The sequence below is a fragment of the Kitasatospora sp. NPDC091276 genome (genome assembly GCF_040684355.1).
Taxonomy (GTDB): Bacteria; Actinomycetota; Actinomycetes; order Streptomycetales; family Streptomycetaceae; genus Kitasatospora.
Map to the genome: position 1 here is coordinate 26,092 of NZ_JBFBFU010000031.1, position 19,443 is coordinate 45,534.

The 19,443-nt window shown below is 72.9% G+C and carries 14 protein-coding genes and 3 pseudogenes; 12 read left to right on the plus strand and 5 right to left on the minus strand.

Going from position 1 to position 19,443, the window contains the following annotated elements; genetic code table 11:
- Positions 1-24 precede the first annotated feature (24 nt).
- Both AB0O19_RS30705 and AB0O19_RS30710 read right to left on the minus strand, forming a co-directional pair.
- A complete protein-coding gene (locus tag AB0O19_RS30705; protein WP_363624223.1) occupies positions 25-7,317 on the minus strand; it encodes an amino acid adenylation domain-containing protein in 7,293 nt (2,430 codons plus the stop codon).
- Between the two features lie 408 nt (positions 7,318-7,725).
- Positions 7,726-8,202, minus strand: coding sequence for a GNAT family N-acetyltransferase (locus tag AB0O19_RS30710; protein ID WP_363624225.1), 477 nt, complete (start codon positions 8,200-8,202; stop codon positions 7,726-7,728).
- Positions 8,203-8,660: 458 nt separating this feature from the next.
- On the opposite strand from AB0O19_RS30710, the gene AB0O19_RS30715 reads away from it, so the two are divergent.
- The 6 genes and pseudogenes from AB0O19_RS30715 to AB0O19_RS30740 all read left to right on the plus strand — a co-directional run bounded on the left by AB0O19_RS30715 (position 8,661) and on the right by AB0O19_RS30740 (position 12,553).
- Entirely contained in the window at positions 8,661-9,572 is a 912-nt protein-coding gene (locus AB0O19_RS30715) for an ABC transporter ATP-binding protein (RefSeq protein WP_363624227.1), read from the plus strand.
- Between the two features lie 83 nt (positions 9,573-9,655).
- On the plus strand, positions 9,656-10,480 hold the full coding sequence (locus AB0O19_RS30720) for an ABC transporter permease (RefSeq protein WP_363624229.1): 825 nt from the start codon (positions 9,656-9,658) through the stop codon (positions 10,478-10,480).
- 43 nt (positions 10,481-10,523) lie between these two features.
- Positions 10,524-11,393 (plus strand): annotated as a pseudogene (gene ddaH / locus AB0O19_RS30725) (dimethylargininase); the annotation flags it as partial.
- A 49-nt stretch (positions 11,394-11,442) separates the two neighbouring features.
- On the plus strand, positions 11,443-11,643 hold the full coding sequence (locus AB0O19_RS30730) for an MbtH family protein (protein ID WP_363624231.1): 201 nt from the start codon (positions 11,443-11,445) through the stop codon (positions 11,641-11,643).
- A 200-nt stretch (positions 11,644-11,843) separates the two neighbouring features.
- Complete coding sequence (locus AB0O19_RS30735) at positions 11,844-12,146, plus strand: hypothetical protein (RefSeq protein WP_363624233.1); 303 nt, start codon at positions 11,844-11,846, stop codon at positions 12,144-12,146.
- Positions 12,137-12,553, plus strand: coding sequence for a hypothetical protein (locus AB0O19_RS30740; RefSeq protein WP_363624235.1), 417 nt, complete (start codon positions 12,137-12,139; stop codon positions 12,551-12,553). Before AB0O19_RS30735 ends, AB0O19_RS30740 begins: the two co-directional genes overlap by 10 nt.
- Positions 12,554-12,639: 86 nt before the next feature.
- On the opposite strand, the pseudogene AB0O19_RS30745 reads toward AB0O19_RS30740, so the two are convergent.
- A pseudogene (locus AB0O19_RS30745) lies at positions 12,640-13,167 on the minus strand (chlorophyllase); the annotation flags it as partial.
- Positions 13,168-13,312: 145 nt separating this feature from the next.
- On the opposite strand from AB0O19_RS30745, the gene AB0O19_RS30750 reads away from it, so the two are divergent.
- The 4 genes and pseudogenes from AB0O19_RS30750 to AB0O19_RS30765 all read left to right on the plus strand — a co-directional run bounded on the left by AB0O19_RS30750 (position 13,313) and on the right by AB0O19_RS30765 (position 16,810).
- On the plus strand, positions 13,313-14,335 hold the full coding sequence (locus AB0O19_RS30750; RefSeq protein WP_363624236.1) for a DNA/RNA non-specific endonuclease: 1,023 nt from the start codon (positions 13,313-13,315) through the stop codon (positions 14,333-14,335).
- A gap of 34 nt (positions 14,336-14,369) precedes the next feature.
- Positions 14,370-14,915, plus strand: coding sequence for an SMI1/KNR4 family protein (locus AB0O19_RS30755; RefSeq protein WP_363624238.1), 546 nt, complete (start codon positions 14,370-14,372; stop codon positions 14,913-14,915).
- 92 nt (positions 14,916-15,007) lie between these two features.
- Positions 15,008-16,267, plus strand: a pseudogene (locus AB0O19_RS30760) (IS3 family transposase).
- A 339-nt stretch (positions 16,268-16,606) separates the two neighbouring features.
- Complete coding sequence (locus tag AB0O19_RS30765) at positions 16,607-16,810, plus strand: hypothetical protein (protein WP_363624240.1); 204 nt, start codon at positions 16,607-16,609, stop codon at positions 16,808-16,810.
- A gap of 181 nt (positions 16,811-16,991) precedes the next feature.
- Here the strand turns inward: AB0O19_RS30765 and AB0O19_RS30770 are convergent, their stop codons facing one another.
- Positions 16,992-17,951 carry a chlorophyllase gene (locus AB0O19_RS30770; protein ID WP_363624242.1) on the minus strand — a complete coding sequence of 320 codons (960 nt, stop codon included), beginning with the start codon at positions 17,949-17,951 and terminating at the stop codon, positions 16,992-16,994.
- Positions 17,952-18,118: 167 nt separating this feature from the next.
- Here AB0O19_RS30770 and AB0O19_RS30775 point away from each other — a divergent pair, with 167 nt between their 5' ends.
- The gene (locus AB0O19_RS30775) at positions 18,119-18,730 is read left to right on the plus strand and encodes a TetR/AcrR family transcriptional regulator (protein WP_363624244.1); all 612 of its coding nucleotides are present in this window, start codon (positions 18,119-18,121) and stop codon (positions 18,728-18,730) included.
- Here AB0O19_RS30775 and AB0O19_RS30780 read toward each other — a convergent pair.
- A complete protein-coding gene (locus AB0O19_RS30780; protein ID WP_363624246.1) occupies positions 18,667-19,026 on the minus strand; it encodes a hypothetical protein in 360 nt (119 codons plus the stop codon). The genes AB0O19_RS30775 and AB0O19_RS30780 overlap by 64 nt on opposite strands.
- Between AB0O19_RS30780 and AB0O19_RS30785 the strand changes: the two genes are divergently transcribed.
- The gene (locus AB0O19_RS30785; RefSeq protein WP_363624248.1) at positions 19,025-19,306 is read left to right on the plus strand and encodes a peptide deformylase; all 282 of its coding nucleotides are present in this window, start codon (positions 19,025-19,027) and stop codon (positions 19,304-19,306) included. The two genes, AB0O19_RS30780 and AB0O19_RS30785, sit on opposite strands and share 2 nt — an antisense overlap.
- Positions 19,307-19,443 lie beyond the last annotated feature (137 nt).

The following is a 19,443-nucleotide window of genomic DNA, read 5'->3' on the forward strand; positions in this document are numbered from 1 at the left end:
GTCCGGAACGCTCCGGACGGACCGTCATCGCCGGCCCTCGTCGGCCCGTCGCAGGACGGCGGCGACGACCCGGGCGATCTCGTCGATCGGCCCGGCGTCGGCGAGGTCCAGGTGCCGGGCGGCGAGCGGGTGGTCGGCCACCGGCCCGGTGGCGTGGGCCGACCAGACGGCCACCGTCTGCTGCGGCCGGTGGTCGCCGGTCGCGGTGAAGGTGGTCAGCGGCGCGTCGAGCACCCCCGGGGTCCACGCCGCCATCAGCCCTGCGTGGTAGCGGCAGGAGTCGAGGAACACCGCCAGCTCGTCCTCGTCGCGCGGCGCGGCCTCGCGCAGCGCCACGGCCAGCCGGTCGAGGAGTTCCGAGGGCTTGGGCCGCCACTGCTGCGCCAGGACGGCCGCCACCTCGGCGGCGGGCGCGCCCGTCGCCGTCAGCAGCTCGGCCAGCACGGCGGTGTCGGTGACCTCCCCGGCGTCCGGCGGCGCCGGATGGCTGTCCAGCAGCGCGACCAGGTCGACCTGCTCGCCCTGCTCGCGCAGCAGCACGCCGATCTGGTGCGCGACCAGCCCGCCGAAGGACCAGCCGAGCACCCGGTAGGGGCCGTGCGGCTGGACGGCGCGCATCCGCGCCAGGTACTCCCGCGCCAGGCCGTCCACGTCGGCCGGCCGCTCCCCGCCGCCGACCGGGCCGATGCCCTGGAAGGCGTACACCGGCTGGTCCGGGTCGAGCCCGCGCAGCAGGCCGATGAAGCCGAGGCCGTCGCCCGTCACCGGGTGGACGCAGAACAGCGGTGCCCGGCCGCCCGCGGCCCGCAGCGCCAGCAGCGGTTCGAAGGGGGCGTCGGCGCGCCCGGGCCGCTGCCCGGTCAGCCGCTGCGCCAGCGCGGCCGGGGTCGGCGCCTCGAACAGCGCCTTCACGGGCAGGTCGACGTCGAACTCCGCGTGGATGCGTTCGACCAGCCGGATCAGCAGCAGCGAGTGGCCGCCGAGCAGGAAGAAGTCGTCCTCCGGGCCGACCGCGGGCACGCCCAGCAGCTCGGCGAAGACCGCGACCAGCGTGCGTTCGGCCGGCGTGCGCGGCTCCCGGGCCCGGCTCTCGACGTGGGTCTGCGGCTCGGGCAGCGCCCTGCGGTCCAGCTTGCCGTTGGCCGTCACCGGGAGCGCGCCGAGCAGCACGTAGGCGGTGGGCACCATGAACTCGGGCAGGTGGCCGCGCAGGTGGGCGCGCAGCGCGGCGGCCGTGGGCGGCTGCGCGGCGCCGTCCGGCACCACGTAGGCGACCAGCCGTACGGCGCCGGCCCGGTCCTCGCGCACGGCGACGGCGCAGGCCGTGACCGCCGGGTGCTCGCCGAGCCGGGTCTCGATCTCGCCGAGCTCGATCCGGTGGCCGCGCAGCTTCACCTGGCTGTCCACCCGGCCCAGGTACTCCACCACGCCGTCGGGGCGGTGGCGGGCCAGGTCGCCCGTGCGGTACATCCGGGTGCCCGGAGCGCCGTGCGGGTCCGCGACGAAGCGTTCGGCGGTGAGCGCCGAGCGGCCGAGGTAGCCGTACGCGAGCTGCTCGCCGGTCAGGTAGAGCTCGCCCGGCACGCCCGGCGGGACGGGGTTGAGGGCGGTGTCCAGCACGTAGCCGCCGGAGTTCCAGACCGGCCGCCCGATCGGCACCGGGTGCGCCTGCTCGTCCGCCGGGCCGCACTCCCAGGCCGTCACCTCCACGGCGGCCTCGGTGGGCCCGTAGAGGTTGTCCAGCCGGACGCCCGGGAGCACCTGCCGGAACCGGCGCACGGTGGCCGCGGGCAGCGCCTCGCCGCTGGCCACGACCAGGCGCAGCCCGGTGCACTCGGCGGCCTGCGGGTGCTGGAGGAAGACGTCCAGCATGGACGGCACGAACTGGGCGACGCTCACGCCCTCGCGCTGGATCAGCTCCGCCAGGTAGGCCGGGTCGCGGTGCCCGTCGGGCTTCGCCAGCACCAGGGTGGCGCCGGTGATCAGCGGCCAGAAGAACTCCCACAGCGAGATGTCGAAGCTGGCCGAGGTCTTTTGCAGGACGCCGTCCCGGGCGCCGAGCCGGTACTCCTCCTGGCCCCAGCGCAGCCGGTTGGCGATGGCGTGGTGCGGGACGAGCACGCCCTTCGGCCGCCCGGTCGAGCCCGAGGTGTAGATCACGTAGGCCGGGTCCCGGGGGCCGGGGGCGGTCGGCGTGACGCCCTCGGGCGCCGGCAGGTCCTCCGGCGACAGGCACGGCACGCCCTCGGCGGGGCGCAGCGCGGCGGCCTGCTCCGGGGCGGCGATCACCGCGGTCGGGCGGGCGTCCGCCAGCATGTACGCGAGCCGGTCGGCCGGGTAGTCCGGGTCCAGCGGCAGGTAGGCGCCGCCGGCGCGGTGGACGGCGCACAGCGCCACCACGAGCTCCACCGAGCGGGGCACGGCCACCGCGACCCGGCTGCCCGGGCGGACGCCGACCGCGGCGAGCCGGCGGGCCAGCGCGTCGATCCGGCGGTCCAGCTCGGCCGGGCCGAGTTCCCGGCCCTCGAACACCAGGGCGGGGGTGTCGGACGGCGCGGCGAGCCCTGCCGACACCAGGGCGGCCAGCGTGGTCGGCGCCAGCTCCCGCCGCTCGCCGGCGGAGCGCTCCAGCAGCCGCGGCCGCTCGCCCTCGGCGGACAGTTCGAGCCGGGAGATCGGCCGCTCGGGGTCGGCCGCGGCCGCGCCGAGCAGCCGCGTCAGGTAGCCGGCGATCGCCTCGACCGTGGCCCGGTCGAACAGGTCGGCGCGGTACTCGACGGCGCCGGTCAGCTCGTCGTCCGGGCCGGCGGGCGTGCCCAGGGTGACGGTGAGGTCGAACTTGGCCGGCGCCGGGCCGGCGGTGAGCAACTCGCTGTCGAGGCCGGGGATCTCCACGGCGGCGCCCGCCTGCTCCATCACCAGGGCGACCTGGAAGAGCGGGTGGCGGCCGGGGGAGCGCTCCGGGTTGACCAGCTCGACGATCCGCTCGAACGGCAGGTCCTGGTGGGCGTAGGCGGCGAGGTCGGCGTCCTTGACGCGGCGCAGCAGCTCCCGGAAGCCCGGGTCCCCGCCGGTGTCGGTGCGCAGCACCAGCGTGTTGACGAAGAAGCCGACCAGGTCGTCCAGGGCCTCGTCGGTGCGCCCGGCGATCGGGGTGCCGATCGGCAGGTCGGTGCCCGCGCCGAGGCGGGTGAGCAGCGCCGCCAGACCGGCCTGGACGGCCATGAAGAGGCTGGCGCCGTCGGCCCGGGCGAGCTCCGCCAGGGCGCGGTGGTCCGCGCCGCTCAGCCGCAGCGGCACCCGGCCGGCCTCCTGGCCGGTCTCGGCGGTGCGCCGCCGGTCCACCGGCAGCGCGATCTCCTCGGGCAGGCCGGCCAGCGCCCCGCTCCAGTACTGCCACTGCCGGGCGGCGGTGCTGCCCGGGTCCTCGTCGTCCCCGAGCAGGGTGAGCTGCCACTGGGTGTAGTCGGCGTACTGGACGGGCAGGGCGGTCCACTCGGGGGCCCGGCCGGACGTCCGGGCCTGGTAGGCGGCGCCCAGGTCGCGGGCGAGCGGGCCCATCGACCAGCCGTCGCAGGCGATGTGGTGGACCGTCAGCAGCAGGACGTGCCGCTCGGGGGCGAGGGCGAGGAGGTGGGCGCGCAGCGGCGGCTCCGACGCGAGGTCGAAGGGCTGGGCGGCGGCGGTGCGCAGGGCCTCGGCCAGGCCCTCCTCGGTCACCGTGGCGGTGCCGGAGTGCCGTAGCAGCGGCGGGAGTTGCTCCGGGGCGAGGATCCGCTGGTGGGGAGCCGCGTCCTCGCCGCGGGGGAGCGGGAAGACGGTGCGCAGGGCCTCGTGGCGCGCGGCGCAGTCGTGCAGCGCGGCGGCGAGGGCGTCCCGGTCCAGGGCGCCGGTCAGGCGCAGGGCCAGCGGGATGTGGTACGCGTCGCTGTGCGGGTCCAGCTGCTGGAGGAACCAGAGCCGGCGCTGGGCGTGCGAGAGCGGGATCCGCTCGGGGCGGGCGGCGGCGGTCAGCGCCGGGCGACATCGCCCGGCGTCCACCGCGCGGGCGAGCCCGGCGGCCGTCGGGCTCTCGAAGACCGCCCGGATGGGCAGTTCGGCCCCCAGGGCGGTGCGCACCCGGCTGACCAGCCGGGTGGCGAGCAGGGAGTGGCCGCCGAGCGCGAAGAAGTCGTCGTCGGGGCCGACCTCGGCCACGCCGAGGACCTCGGCGAGCAGCGCGCACAGCGCGGCCTCGCGGGCGTCCCGGGGGGCCCGGGAGCGGCCGGTGGCGGCCCGCAGCCCGGGCTCGGGAAGAGCGGAACCGTCCAGTTTCCCGCTGGAGTTGAGCGGGAGCCGGGCCAGGACGGCGTAGGCCGCCGGGATCATGTAGTCGGGCAGCTGCCCGGCCAGCAGCTCGCGCACCTCGGCGAGGTCGGGGGCGTTCCCGTCCTCGGTCACCAGGTAGGCGGCGAGGTGGCGCTCCTCGGCGCCGGCGCCCCGGGCCAGGACGGCGGCCTGCACGATCGCGGGGTGGCGCAGCAGCACCGCCTCGATCTCGCCGGGCTCGATCCGGAAGCCGCGGATCTTGATCTGCCCGTCGGCCCGGCCGAGGTACTCCACCTGGCCGTCGCGGCGCATCCGGGCGAGGTCGCCGGTGCGGTACATCCGGGCGCCGGGCGGGCCGTACGGGTCGGCGACGAAGCGCTCGGCGGTCAGGGCGGGGCGGCGCAGGTAGCCGCGGGCCAGGTGCGGCCCGGACAGGTAGAGCTCGCCGGGCACGCCGAGCGGGACGGGGCGCAGCAGGTCGTCCAGCAGGTACGCCCGGGTGTTGTCGAGCGGGCGGCCGATGACGGGGGTGCGGCTGTCCGCCAGGGAGCAGGCGAGCGCGTCGACGGTGCACTCGGTCGGGCCGTAGTAGTTGAACACCGCGACGTCCGGCAGGGCGGAGAGTTCGGTCCACAGCGCCGGCCCGACGGCCTCGCCGCCCAGCATCAGCACGGCCGGGCGGTGGTGGCCCTCGGCGAAGAGGCCGGCGGCGGTGAGCGCCGGGACGTACGTCGGGGTGAGGTCCAGGAAGTCGAGGCGCTCCCGGCGGACGTAGCCGACCAGGGCCTGCGGGTCGAGCCGGACCTCGTCGCTCAGCAGGTGCAGCGGGTGGCCCTCCAGCAGCCAGAACAGCGGCTCCCAGGCGGTGTCGAAGGTGATCGAGGCGACCAGGCCGAGCTGGAGCCGCCGGCCCTGCGGGCCGCCGGACGGGCGGACCATGCGGGTGCGGTGGTGGTGCATCAGGCTGCTGAGGCCGCCGTGCGGGATCACCACGCCCTTGGGCACGCCGGTCGAGCCGGAGGTGTGGATGACGTAGGCCGGGTCGTCCGGGCCGGTGGGGCCGGTGCGGTCGGCGTCCGTCAGGTTCCCGCCGGGGTGGGCGGCGACGGCGGCCCGCGCCCCGGGCTCGTCCAGCACCAGGACGGGCGCGCCGTCCGGCAGCCGGCCGGCGTCGGCGGCCGTGGCGAGCACGCAGACCGGGGCGGCGTCGGCGAGGATGCCGGCCAGCCGCTCGCGCGGCATGGCGGGGCTGACCGGTATGTAGGCGGCGCCCGACTTGAGGACGGCGAGCAGCGCGATCAGCAGGTCGGTGGTGCGCGGCAGCGCCAGGACGACGTAGCGCTCGGGGCCGGCCCCGCGCCGCACGAGCTCCCGGGCGAGCCGGTTGGCGCGCTCGTTGACCTCGGCGAAGGTGAACCGGCCGTCCTCGGCGACGAGGGCCGTGACCTCGCCCTCCAGGGCGGCGCGCTCCTCGAAGGCGCCGTGGTACGTCACCGCGGGGGCGCCGTGCTGGGTCGCGGTGAGGGCGCCGTCGCGCGTCATCGTGGCGGCACCGTCGTGCGGCACCGCGAAGGCGTCGTCGTGCGGCACCGCGAGGGCGGGCAGGGCGGGCCCGTGGGCGCGCTCGAACAGGTCGAGCCGCTCCTCGGCGCCGAGCAGGTCGTACTCGCCGATCCGCTGGTCCGGGTCGGCGGCGGCCGCGGCGAGCAGCCGGCCGAGCCGGGCGGTCAGGGCCTCGGCGCCCGCGCGGGTGAACAGGTCGGTGCTGTACTCGACGAAGCAGCCGAGCCCGGCCGGGGCGCCGTCGGCGTCGTGCACCTCGCGCATGTTGAAGGACAGGTCGAACTTCGCTCCGCCCGGGCCCGCCTCGGCGATCTCGGTCTCGATGCCGGGCAGCGCGAGGGAGGCCTCGGGGGTGTTCTGGAAGGCCAGCATCACCTGGAACAGCGGGTGCCAGCCCAGCGAGCGGTGCGGGTTGAGCGCGGTGATCAGCCGCTCGAACGGGAACTCCTGGTGGGCGAAGCCCTGGAGGTCGGTGCGGCGCACCCGCTTGAGCAGCTCGCGGAAGGTCGGGTCACCGGAGGTGTCCAGGCGCAGGACCAGCGGGTTGACGAAGTAGCCGACCACGTCGTCGTAGCGCTCGTCGGTGCGGCCCGCGATCGGGCTGGCGATCGGGATGTCCGTACCGGCCCCCGACCGGGTCAGCACCGTCGCCAGCGCCGCCTGGAGCACCATGAACATGCTGACCCGGCAGGAGCGGGACAGCGCCAGCAGCTCGCGGTGCAGCTCGGCCGGGAGGTCCCACGGGAAGTACTCGCCCCGGTGCGACATCGCGGCGGGGCGGGGGTGGTCGGTGGGCAGCTCCAGGAAGTCCGGCAGGCCAGCCAACGCCTGTCGCCAGTAGGCGAGTTGCCGCCCGCCCTGGCCCTGCGGGTCGTCCAGGTCACCGAGGTTCGCGTGCTGGCGCACGGCGTACTCGGCGTACGTGCCGGGCAGCGGGGACCAGACGGGCGCCCGGCCCTGGCTGCGGGCCAGGTAGGCGGTGCTCAGGTCGCGGGCCAGCGGGGCCAGCGACCAGCCGTCGCCGGCGATGTGGTGCAGCACCATGAGCACCACGTGCTGCTGCGGGCCGAGCACGAACAGGTGCACCCGCAGCGGGGCCTCGGCCTCCAGGTCGAAGACGTGCCCGGCCCCGGCCTCGATCAGGGCGGGCAGCTCCTCCTCGGTGACGGGCGCCACGGTGAGGACCGGCGGCAGCTCGGCCATCGCCAGCACGTGCTGGCGCGGCACGCCGTCGCGCTCGGGGAAGACGGTACGCAGGGCCGCGTGCCGCTCCACCACGTCGGCGAGGGCGCACCGCAGCGCCTCGTGGTCGACCGGCCCGGTCAGCCGCAGCGCCACCGGGACGTTGTACGAGGCGTCGCCGCCTTGGAGGCGGTCGTTGAACCAGAGCGCCAACTGTGCGTACGACAGCGGTGTCTCCGCGGGCAGGCTGTGTTCGCCCAGCACGGGGCATCCCTCCAGGTGGAACCGCCCCGCCGGCCGGGTGGGTCGGGCGGGCCGGACGGTGGTTTCCGGTGGCTCTTGGCCGTTGTGGGCCCCGGCCGTGGTGAGCCGTGGTGAGTTGCGGCCACGGTGAGTCGCGGGGCGTCGTGGGCCCCGGGGCCGTCGGGGGCCGCGGCCGTGGTGAGTTTAGGCCGTGGCGAGCCCCGCCGTTGTGATGAGCGGGCCGTGGTGATGAGCGGGCCGTGGTGATGAGCGGGCCGTGGTGATGAGCGGGCCGCCGGGGGTCCCGGGGCCGTCGCGGGCCCCCGGCCGTGGTGGCCTCCGGGGGTCCTTGTGGGCTCCGGGACCGCGGGGGCCCGCCGACGTCCCTCGGCGGGGGGGCTACCGGCTACCGCGCTGTGCGGGCGGGAGTCACGCGGTCCAGCGGTAGGTCATGTCCGGCTCGTTCTCCTCGTTGCGGCTGCCGTCGTTGGTGTCCACCACGACGAAGCCGTGCCGCTCGTAGAAGGCGCGCGCCTCGGTGTTCTTCTGGAAGACGTGCAGCGAGAGCTCCTGCGGGCTGGCCGACTTGACGGCCTCCAGCAGCACCGTCCCGATGCCGCGGCGGCGCACCTCGGGGCGCAGGTAGAGGTGGTCGAGCAGGTTGCCGTCGAGCGAGGCGAAGCCCAGCACGGCCCCGGTCCCGGCGTCCTCGGCCAGCCACACCCGGGTGTCCGGGAGCACGACGTGGGTGATCCAGCTCAGGGTGGCCTCGTCACTGTGCAGACGGGGCAGGTACGGCATGGTCGCGGTGCGGGAGGCCAGGAAGACCTCGGTGACGACACCGGCGTCCTCGGCTACCGCGGCCCGCAGGCGGACGTTCGCGGTGAGCGGTCCGTCGGACTGCATCCACATCTCCTCGGTCAGGTGTGTGAAGGGGCGGTGGTGCCGCGGGTGACGACCGAAGGAGGAATACGTGATCGGCACCCGTCGCACACCGACGCTACGGTCGCGAACTACGGGCGATGGAGCCGAATTTCCCCCCGGATGGGCCGACATAGTGCGTCCCGGCGGCATTGATCTTCGAGCAACCTAACACCTGGTCATGGACAGGGGAACCCCCGAAAGCAGGTTCCTGACAAGTCGATTCTGCGGTTAGATGATCGCGCGGGCCCGGCCCCCGGGGAGCGAGGATTTCGGCGCACCGGGCGGTGACATTCCCCGACTTCCCTTGTACCTTCCCCGACGCCGAACTTCCCCTGGCTTCGCCCGACTTCCTCCGCCTTCCCCTCGCCTTCCCCTGCACATCCCCTGCACATCCCCTGCGCTTCTCCTGCCTTCCCCGACTCCCCGAAAGGAGCGCCCGCGTGGACACTCCTGCCGTCCGAATCAGCGGCGCGGTCAAGACGTTCGGTGCCACCACCGCGGTGGGCGGCCTGGACCTGGAAGTGCCGCCCGGCATGTTCCTGGGCCTGCTCGGGCCCAACGGCGCGGGCAAGTCCACCACCATGCGGATGCTCACCGGGCAGACCCGCGCGGACGCGGGCACCGTGGAGGTGTTCGGGCACCGGATGCCGGAGGACTCCCGCCGCGCCCGCTCCCTGGTCGGTGTCGTCCCGCAGCACGACAACATCGACCCCGAACTGACGGTGCGCCAGAATCTCGACGTCTTCGTCCGGTTCACGGCCCTGCCGCGCGAGCGCTACCGTGAGGCGGTCGACCAGGCGCTGGCCGCCGTCCGGCTGACCGACCGCGCGAACACCCGCGCCGACGCGCTCTCCGGCGGCATGCGCCGACGGGTCCTACTGGCCCGGGGCATCGTCAACAACCCGCGGCTGCTGCTCATGGACGAGCCCACCGTGGGCCTGGACCCGCAGATCCGGCAGGACCTGTGGGACGTCATCGACGGGATGCGCGAGAGCGGCACCACGGTGGTCATGTCGACCCACTACATCGAAGAGGCGGAACGGCTCGCCGACGAGGTGGCCGTGGTGACCGGCGGCCGGGTGATCGCCCGGGGCACCCCCGCCGAACTGCTGCGCGCGCACGCGGGCGCGCAGGCCGCCGAGTACCGGGGCGACGCGGCCCGGCGCGAACTCGTCGAGGCCGAGGCCGCCCGGGCCGGACTGCCCAGCCGGCGGACCGGGCCGGCGGTCTCCGTCCTGCGCGCCGAGACGATCTCCGCGCAGCTGCGCGAGCGTCTCGGAGCGCCGGACGTGCTGCGCCCGACCTCCCTGGAGGACGTGTTCGTCGCGCTGACCGGAGAGCTGTTCGGCTGAGCCCGGGCCGGCCGCTCCCTCGCCCCCCTGGCCCACCGCCCGCCTGCCCGCCCGCCTGCTCGCCCCCACAGAGAGGACACCCGATGACCACGGCGACGCCCATGCCCCGCACCGAGGCCCAGACCGGTCCCGCCCCAGGCCTCCCGCCCGCCCTGTGGCCGACCATGCGGGCGGTGTGGCTGCGCGAACTGCTGCTCTTCCGCCGCTACTGGCCCGCCATCACCTTCGGCTCGCTGATCGAGCCGCTGGTCTACATGACCGGGTTCGGCATCGGCTTCAGCCGGCTGATCGACTCGGTCCAGGGGCACCCGTACCCGCAGTTCGTCGGCGTCGGCATGGTGGTCACCTCGGTGCTCTTCGCCTCGGCCTTCGCCGGGATGTTCGAGAGCTTCAACCGCCGCAAGTACCAGAAGATCTACGACGCCGTCCTGTGCCAGCCCGTCGACGTCTGGGAACTGGTCACGGCCGAGGCGTCCTGGATCGCCGTCAAGTCCTCCGTCTACGGCACCGCACCGCTGCTGGTCTGCCTCGCCATCGGCCTGCCGCCGGGGCCGGAGCTGCTGCTGGTGCCGCTGGTGGCGCTGGTCTCCGGCTTCGCCTTCGCCCTGCTCGGCATGTGGGTGTCCTGCCTGGTGCCGGCGATCGACTGGCTGCGGCTCGTGGTGTCCGGCGTGCTCACACCGCTGGTGATGGCCGCGGGCGTGTTCTTCCCGCTGGACGGGCTGCCCGACTGGGTCCAGGGGGTGGCGGCCGTCAACCCGATCTACCACTGCACGCAGCTGGTGCGCCACGCCGCCTTCGGGACGCTCGGGGCGGGCGACGCCCTGCACGGGGCCGTCCTGGCCGCATTCGCCGTCCTCGCCTGGTTCCTGGCCGTCCGCGGGATGCGCCGCCGGCTCGTCGACTGAACGGCTCCCGGACCTTCCCGGACCCCCGGAGCAACACGAACACCACGCAGCACACAGCACGCAGCACGCAGCACGCAGACCGAGGAGAACCACCCCGATGACAGCCCGCGTCGCAAGCCAGCGCCGTTTCCTGATGTGCCGGCCCAGCCACTTCGGCGTCAGCTACTCCATCAACCCCTGGATGCACCCGGAGAAGCCGGTCGACGGCGCACTCGCGCTCGCCCAGTGGACCAGGCTGCGCGACCTCTACCGCGAACTCGGCCACACCGTCGAGGAGATCGACCCGCTGCCCGGACTGCCCGACATGGTCTTCGCGGCCAACGGCGCGACCGTGGTCGACGGGAAGGTCCTGGGCGCGCGCTTCCGCCACGCCGAGCGCACGGCCGAGGGCCCGGCCTACCTGTCCTGGTTCCGCGAGCAGGGCTGGTCCGAACTGCTGTGGCCCGAGCACATCAACGAGGGCGAGGGCGACTACCTGCTGGCCGGCCGTCGGCTGCTGGCCGGCACGGGCTTCCGCACCGACCCGAGGTCGCACGCCGAGGCCCAGGAGTTCTTCGGCGTCCCGGTGACCAGCCTGACCCTGGTCGACCCGGAGTTCTACCACCTGGACACGGCGCTCGCCGTCCTCTCCGACGACGAGATCATGTACTACCCGAAGGCCTTCACCCCCGGCAGCCGGGCGGTACTGCGCGAACTGTTCCCGGACGCCATCCAGGCGACCGCCGAGGACGCCGCCGTCTTCGGCCTCAACGCGCTCTCCGACGGCCGCCACGTCCTGCTCCCCGAGTCGGCCACCCACCTGATCGGCGAACTGCGCCGACGCGGCTTCGAGCCGATCGGCGTGGACCTCACCGAACTCCTCAAGGCGGGCGGCAGCGTCAAGTGCTGCACCCTGGAACTGCGCGGCCGCTGACCGCACCGGCAAGCTCACCGGTTTTCACCAAGCACGAGAGGACGACGTGGTGACGAATCCCTTCGACGACCCCGACGCCGACTACCTGGTCCTGGTCAACGGAGAGGGCCAGCACTCACTCTGGCCCGCCTTCGCCGCCGTGCCCGAGGGCTGGAGGACGGTGTTCGGCGCGGCGCGTCGGCAGGCCTGCCTCGACCACATCGAGCAGACCTGGCCCGACATCCGCCCCCGAACCCTGGCCCACGACTGACCGCCGCCCCGCACCGCTGCCCCACGGGATGGCAGAGTTCCTGCTGAGGCCGCTGCGCGACGAGTTCGACGAATCGGCCGATCAGGAAGCGTGCTTGGAGCTGCCGGAGAGGCCCCGGGAGTGGCCGGCCGCGCCCGGTTGAGAACCTTTGGGGTGGGACGTTGTACACGGAGAGGCCGGTCAGGGAATCGGCACGGGTGATGTGGGAGCACAAGGCGCTGCTGCTCCTGCCCGGGATCGCCGGCGTGGTGCTCGCCGTGTTGGTCGGGGCGCTCGCCCTGGGGGTGACGGGGCTGTGGTCGAAGGCCGTCCTGGGGAACGTGGCCTTGGTGGTGGTCGCGATCCTCGTCGGGGCGGTCTGCGCCACGTTCTTCAACGCGGTGCTGGTCGCCGCGGCGGATGACGCGATGCAGGGGCGGCCGGTCGGGATCGGGGCCGGCTACGGGCGGCGCTGCGGCGGCTGCCGGCGATCGTGGTGTGGGCACTGGTCGGTGTGGTGGTGATCTTCTTCGGGTCGCTGCTGCTGGTCGGGCTCTCGTGGGCGATGGCCTCCTACCTGGTACTGCCGGCGATGATGATCGACGGCATCGGGGTCCGTGAGGCGATGCGGACTTCCCGGCAGGCGTTCCGGGCCCGCGGCGGGGACACCGCGCGCAGTTCGACCTGGATCGCTCTGCCCGTCTTGTTGTCCTTCCTTCCGTCGGTGGCGGTCTTCGGCCTGGGCCTCACGGCGGTCGACCGGGTCTTCGGGGTACTCGCCATGGCGGGCGCTGCCCTTTGGCTGGCGGTCGCCGTGACGGTGACGGCGAGCCTGTCCGGGGTGTTCCGGGTGCGCCATTACCGCGAGTTGACGGGACGACCGGCCACGGCCCCAACGCTTCCCGCGCTGCACGTTTCGCCGGTGGAGTAGCGCGGGTGGCCCGGCGGCCGTCGACCACCCGCGCCCTGGCACTCACCGAGGAGACGGCGCCGGATGACGCACGCGCTCGGCCGGTGCTACCTGGAGTCGACGCGGCCGAGCGGGTCGGCTTCGGCCGCCAGCGCGTCGCATGCGGTCTGCCAGGCGGGGTCGCCGGGGTGGAGCGCGGTGCGCAGGTAGGCCCAGGTGAGCCGTTGGAGCAGCGCGACCCGTGCGGGGTTCTCGTCCGTGGTCTCGGCGACGTCGTATCCGGAGATGCCGCCGAGCCCGTGCTCCGCGTCGAACAGGGTGAGCAGCGACTTGGGGCCGGGGGAGAGGGTGTACGGATCGGTGTGCCACTCCGGCCCCCGGACCGTCAGGTGGGCGGAGGCGTCCTTGTCCCCGGCGACCACGAGCGCGGGCGTCGCCATCCGGGAGAAGTCCGGGGTCGAGAGGAAGGGGTAGTTCTCGGCCACCAGCGGGGTGAGGGCGTCACCTCCCCTGCCGGGTGCGGCCAGGAGGACGCCCGCCGTGATCCGGGGTTCGGCCAGGTCCACCGTCGTCCCGTCGTCGGGGTCGGTGAGCCGGGCGCCGAGCAGCAGGCTCGCGGTGTGCCCGCCTTGGCTAGACGGGTTTCCCGATGATGGGCCCGCCAAGCCGCAGATCAACTGCGACAAATACTGGTGGACGACTGACTGTGGTGGCTCCGGCTTTAGGCCGGCGCCCGCGCCGACATCAACTAGTGAACTCAACAGGGGAATCACAGCGACCGTGGAACTCGGGCGAATCAGTCGTGGAGGCGGTTCAGGTGGCGGAGCGCGCCCCAAGCCGGCCCCGCCTCGTCGGCGCCCCAGCCCGCACACGCCCCCCGGTCCCACCCTGCCCCGGCCCAAGCCGCCAACGGATACCCGCCCGATCAACGACAACGACCGCCCGCACGCCAACCCCGACCCGATCGACTTCTTCACCGACACCATCGTCACCATCGGTACCGCGGTCGTCTCCAGCGTGGTCGTCGAAGGCGTCCCGGTCGTCGTCGGCACCGCAACCGCCGTCGGCGCCGGCATCGTCGCCGGCACCGACGCCGTGATCGACCTCCTCACTGAGTCGGAGCCCAAGCCGATTCCCGGCCCGCGCCCCGGCGATCCGGGGGGAGAAGACAAGCGTCGAGGTCAGAGCTGCCAGCGCGACGGCGTGGGCTGGGTCGACATTGGTCCGGTGGATGTCGGCAACGGTGGGCGAGCCACTGGTATCACGGCCTGCCTGGACAGCGCCTACCTGAGTTCGCATAAGGGCAGCAGCACGGACGTGAAGAATGGCATCAAGCCCGCTGGCTACGACTGGGCCCGGAAGCAGGTGGGCTACTGGGGCGGGAATACCCGCGATGTAAACGCCTGCCACGTGCTAGGGGCCCAGCTGTCCGGATCGGGCACCAACCTTGCCAACCTGGTCACCTGCGGCAGCGACGCCAACTCCTACGTTGGGAAGAAGAAGCCGAGCGGCTCCAACCCTGGCCCCATGGACAGCATGCTGACCTTCGAGGACAAGGTGAAGAATCAGGTCGATAGCGGGAACACCGTGCTCTACCAGGTGACCCCACACTACGCGGGCAGCCGGAACGTGCCCTACAAGATCGAGATGTCCTACATCGCCTGGAACAAGGACGGCCATTTGATCGGCGCGGACCACGACAAGCCGCCGAACCTGATCTACACCGCAGGGAGCGGCTGGAAGAATCTCGGCAGCTCGATTCACAGCGGCACAGGGCAGGACGCCGGGCAGTACGGTGACTGATCGAACCGCGCCATCCCAAGGAGAAGATACCGCCATGGTCCACCCGGCCATTACCCGCCTCTCGGCCCTGCTTGGGGAGCCGAGCACCCTGGGCGACACCGTCGACTGGGATGAGCTGGCACAGACCACTGGCCTGCGCCTGCCCGCCGACTACCGCGACTTCGTCACGCTCTACGGCGGCGGCGAGCTGGACGAGTACCTCGCTGTTAGCACGCCGCCGGTGGCCGGCTCCCTGTACGGCGACCTCGTCGACGGACTGGACTTCGACCCGAGGGAGGAACCGGCGGCCCCTACCGGCACCGTCCCGGAGGACCTGGAAGACAGGAGGCTTCTCCCCTTCGCGAGCAGCGCCAATGGGGACGTGGTCTTCTGGCTCTGCGACAGCCAGAACCCGGACACCTGGGACGTCGTCGTCTTCAAACGCCAGCCCCTCTACGGGGAGGAACGCTGGATCCGCTTTGAGGCGGGCTTCGGTGACTTCCTCCTCGGCGCCCTCGGCGGCACGCTGCCGAACCCGTTCAGCGACAGAGGCTTCGCTGAGCCCCCGCACGCCTACCGCAACTGGCGGCAATCGCTGTAACTCGCATGGTGTTCACGCACGGCTGAGGTGACCCCGGCGATGTGGACACACCTGACAATGGATCTTGTAGATCCAGGAAGGTGAAGATCCGCGTGGCAAGGCCATCGAAGTACAACCCGGAGTTCAGAGCCGACGCGGTCGCGCTGTGGCGGGCATCGGCGGGCAGGCGGACGTTCAAGTCCGTCGCCGACGACCTCAGCATCAACCACGAGACCCTGCGCACCTGGGTGCGCGAGGCAGAGGGGACAGCACCCTCCGGCGGCGGGGGCGAGGACGAGCTGGCCCGATTGCGGGCGGAGAACGCGCGGCTGGTCAAGGCGGAGAAGGAGTGGCAGTTGGAGCGGGAGATCCTGCGCCGGGCGGCCGCCTATTTTGCCAGGGAGATGAAGTGACGCCCCGCCGCTGGGACTTCATCTCCTCCAACGCCGCTCTCGTCGGCGTGCAGCGGCTGTGCCGGGTGCTGGGAGTCTCCCGCTCGGGCTACTACCGCTGGCAGGCCGGCGCCCAGACCCGTGCCGCGCGCCAGGAGGACGAGGACGCCCTGGTCGAGGAGATCCGGGAGATCCACGCCGAGCACAAGGAGACCTACGGCGCGCTGCGGGTCCATGCCGAACTTCGTGGCTACGGACACACCGTGAACCGCAAGCGCGTGGCGCGGCTGATGCGCAAGCACGGCATCGTCGGCCGCCACCTGCGCCGCCGGAAGACCACCACGATTCCCGACCCGGTCGCGCCGCCGGTCCCGGACCTGGTCCAGCGCGACTTCACCGCCACCGACCTCGACGAACGCTGGTGCGGCGACATTAGTACTTATATCCAGGTCGGCGCGACGTGGCTCTACTTGGCCTGCGTCGTCGACATCCGCTCACGCCGGGTGCTCGGCTGGTCGACGGCTCCCCACATGCGGGCCGAACTCGTCATCGACGCGCCGCGGGCCGCCGTCGCGGCTCGTGGCGGGAACGTGGGCGGAGTGGTCTTTCATTCGGACCGCGGGTCGCAAACCGGGTTCAACCGGTCGCCCCAAACCAGCGGTGTTGCAACGACCCCTTGAACCCGGTCAATACACGTCGGCCGCGTTCGCGCGGGTCCGCGACTCGCACGGCGTCCGCAGAAGCATGGGGCGGGTCGGCTCGAGCTACGACAACGCCTCGGCCGAGAGCCTGTGGCACGGGCTGAAGCGAGAGGTGACGCACAGGAAGCTGCTCCTGACCATCAGTCAGGCACGGCTGGAGATATTCCAGTGGCTTACCTACTACAACGCTCGCCGGCGCCACAGCGCGCTGGACTAACTCTCCCCGATGGAGTTCGAACAGCAGCACCACTCAGCAGCTAAACTCTCACTCGCAGCATGAACCCCTGTGTCCACATTCCGGGGGTCACCTCAGTCACCACCGTCACCACCGTCGGCGCCGGCATCGTCGCCGGCACCGACGCCGCGATCGATCTCGCCGGTGACCTGCTCACCGAGCCGAGGCCTACGCCAATCCCGGCCACGGACCCCCCGCCGATTCCATTTCCGCTTCCGATTGGCCGCACCGGGGGCAGGACTCGTGAGGACGACGAATCCTGTGGCGAAGGCGCCAGCGCCAACGTGCACGGGAACATCACCTATCTGCCGAGGGAGCGCTTCCGTCCGGGGCGGGAGGGTGCCGTGCTTCGGGCACCCATGCAGCTTCCAGGGTTCCAGTTGGATGGCGATGCCCGTTCTGCTGTCGTTCCCCCTCTCCCTGGTGGTGTTCGTCCTGGGGCTCACAGCGGCCGACCAGGGGCTCGGGGTGCTGCTGATGAGCGGCGCGGCGCTGTGTCTGGGCGGTGGTGTGGCGGTGACGGCAAGCCTGTTCGGTTTGTTCCGGGTGCGGCTGTACCGGGAGGCGACGGGGTGGGAGCCGGAGTAGCGCGTAGAGCCAGTGATCCATGTCTCGGCCGTCAAGTAGCGGCACGTGCCTGTGGCGGTTCGGCGGTTCTCGGCGGCACGCCTGTGTCCATCACTCGCGGGGATCCGGGCGCCGCTGAGCACGACCCGGATTCCCCACGTCGTCGAGGACGGCGCCGGATGACGCACGCGCTCGGCCGCTGCTACCTGGAGTCGACCCGGCCGAGCGGGTCGGCTTCGGCCGCCAGCGCGTCGCATGCCGTCTGCCAGGCGGGGTCGCCGGGGTGGAGCGCGGTGCGCAGGTAGGCGCAGGTGAGCCGTTGGAGCAGCGCGACCCGTGCGGGGTTCTCGTCCGTGGTCTCGGCGACGTCGTATCCGGAGATGCCGCCGAGCCCGTGCTCCGCGTCGAACAGGGTGAGCAGCGACTTGGGGCCGGGGGAGAGGGTGTACGGATCGGTGTGCCACTCCGGCCCCCGGACCGTCAGGTGGGCGGAGGCGTCCTTGTCCCCGGCGACCACGAGCGCGGGCGTCGTCATCCGGGAGAAGTCCGGGGTCGAGAGGAAGGGGTAGTTCTCGGCCACCAGCGGGGTGAGGGCGTCACCTCCCCTGCCGGGTGCGGCCAGGAGGACGCCCGCCGTGATCCGGGGTTCGGCCAGGTCCACCGTCGTCCCGTCGTCGGGGTCGGTGAGCCGGGCGCCGAGCAGCAGGCTCGCGGTGTGCCCGCCCATCGAGTGCCCGGCGACGGCGACCCTGCCGTGGTCCAGGCGTCCGAGGAGTGGGGGGACGGCGGCCTCGATCGCGTCGAGCCGGTCGAGGATGTGCGTCATGTCCTCGGCCCGGGACCGCCAGTACATGGGTGCCCCGGGGGTGTCGGGGGCGAGGTCCAGCGTCGTCGAGCTGAGATGGGTGGGCTGGATCACGGCGAAGCCGTGCGCGGCCCAGAAGTTGACGAGGGGGGCGTAGCCGTTCAGCGAGGAGAGGTTGTTCGAGTGGCCCTGGCCGTGGGAGAGGAGGACGACCGGCAGGTCGCTCCCGGTCAGCGGCGCGGAGACCCGTACTTCCAGGTCCACGGCCCGGCCGGGCACCGGCAGGACGACCGGGCTGACGGAGAGGACGGGAACGGGCGGGCCGAAGGTGTCGGCCGGGTGCGTCGATTCGCTCATGGTGCGCATGTCCCTTCAGGGGCCTCTCCCGGCCGGGCCTGAGCGGCCGGCGGCGGGCGAGGCGGTCGGGAGCGTCCGGTTTCGGCTATGCTGAAACCGGAACCTTGTTCCACTTACTATACGGAACAGCGTTCCGCTTCGTCAACGACGATCGGGAGGAGAGCGTGGTGTCCACTGCGGGCCAGTCCGGGGAGACCCGGCCCGGGGAGTCGCCGGCCAGGGGAAGGCGGGCCGACGCGCAGCGCAACCGGCAGACGCTGCTGGCCGCCGCCGCCGAGGTGTTCGTCGCCTCCGGCGTCGACGCACCGATCCGCGAGATCGCGGCCAGGGCGGGCGTCGGAACGGGGACGATCTACCGCCACTTCCCTACCCGCGCGGACCTCGTCGTCGCCGTCTACCGCCACCAGGTCGAGGCCTGCGCCGAAGCCGGCCCGGCCCTGCTGGCCGAGGCCGACTCCCCGTTCGCGGCACTTCGCCAATGGGTCGACCTCTTCGTCGACTTCCTGGTCACCAAACACGGACTCGCCAACGCGCTGCAATCGGACGGCGGCGGCTTCGACGCGCTGCACGCATACTTCCTCGACCGCCTGGTGCCCGTCTGCGCCCAACTGCTCGCCGCCGCGGCCGAGGCCGGCGAGACCAGGCCCGGAACGCAGGCCTACGAACTGATGCGCGGCATCGGCAACCTCTGCGCCGGCCGCGACGACGACCCCCGCTACGACCCCCGCCGCCTGGTCGACCTGCTCCTCCAGGGCCTCCAGCGAGCGCCGTCATCCTGACGGGCGAGGACGGAGATCTGGGCCTTGTCCGCGGCCACGACCCGGTCGATCTCGCCGTCGGTGTAGAAGGCGGGCAGGCTGGCGTCGACCAGGACCGCACCGCCGACCCACCCGGGGTGGCTGCGCACGAAGTAGGAGGCGATCTCACCGGCCTCCGAGTGCGAGGCCAGGACCACGTGGCTCGTGGCGCCTGCCGCCGTCAGCACCGCCGCCAGATCCGACACGGCGTCGTCGACCCGCCACGCTCCGGCCACCTCCTCGCTGGCGCCCGGACTGTGGGGCGCCGAGACTTCCATGACTGCCGAGGTCGTGCCCCTGCGCACCGCTGTCAGCCGCCGCGACGAGGGCGAACGGCGGCACTTCGCCTGGGCCACCGACGACCCGCCGCTGCACGCCCGCTTCCGCCTCGAATGGCGCTTCCGCGCCACCTTCACCTACGAGTTCGGCCTCGCCCGCCTCATCGCTCACGAGATCGACCACCTCGACGGCCTGCTCTACACCGACCGCATGCACCCCGACGTCCGCCCGATCCCGGTCGAGAAGTACCGAGGTACTGGCTCGACTTGGTCCTACTGACATCCGGGGGCATGCCGCTTCGCACAATGTGGCTGGCCCGGGCCAGCCACATCCGACTGAGCATCAAACCGGTGTTTCATGAGTCAATGCGGCTGAATTCAGAGGCACTTGCGTGGGTGGCTGGCAATCAGGCCGCG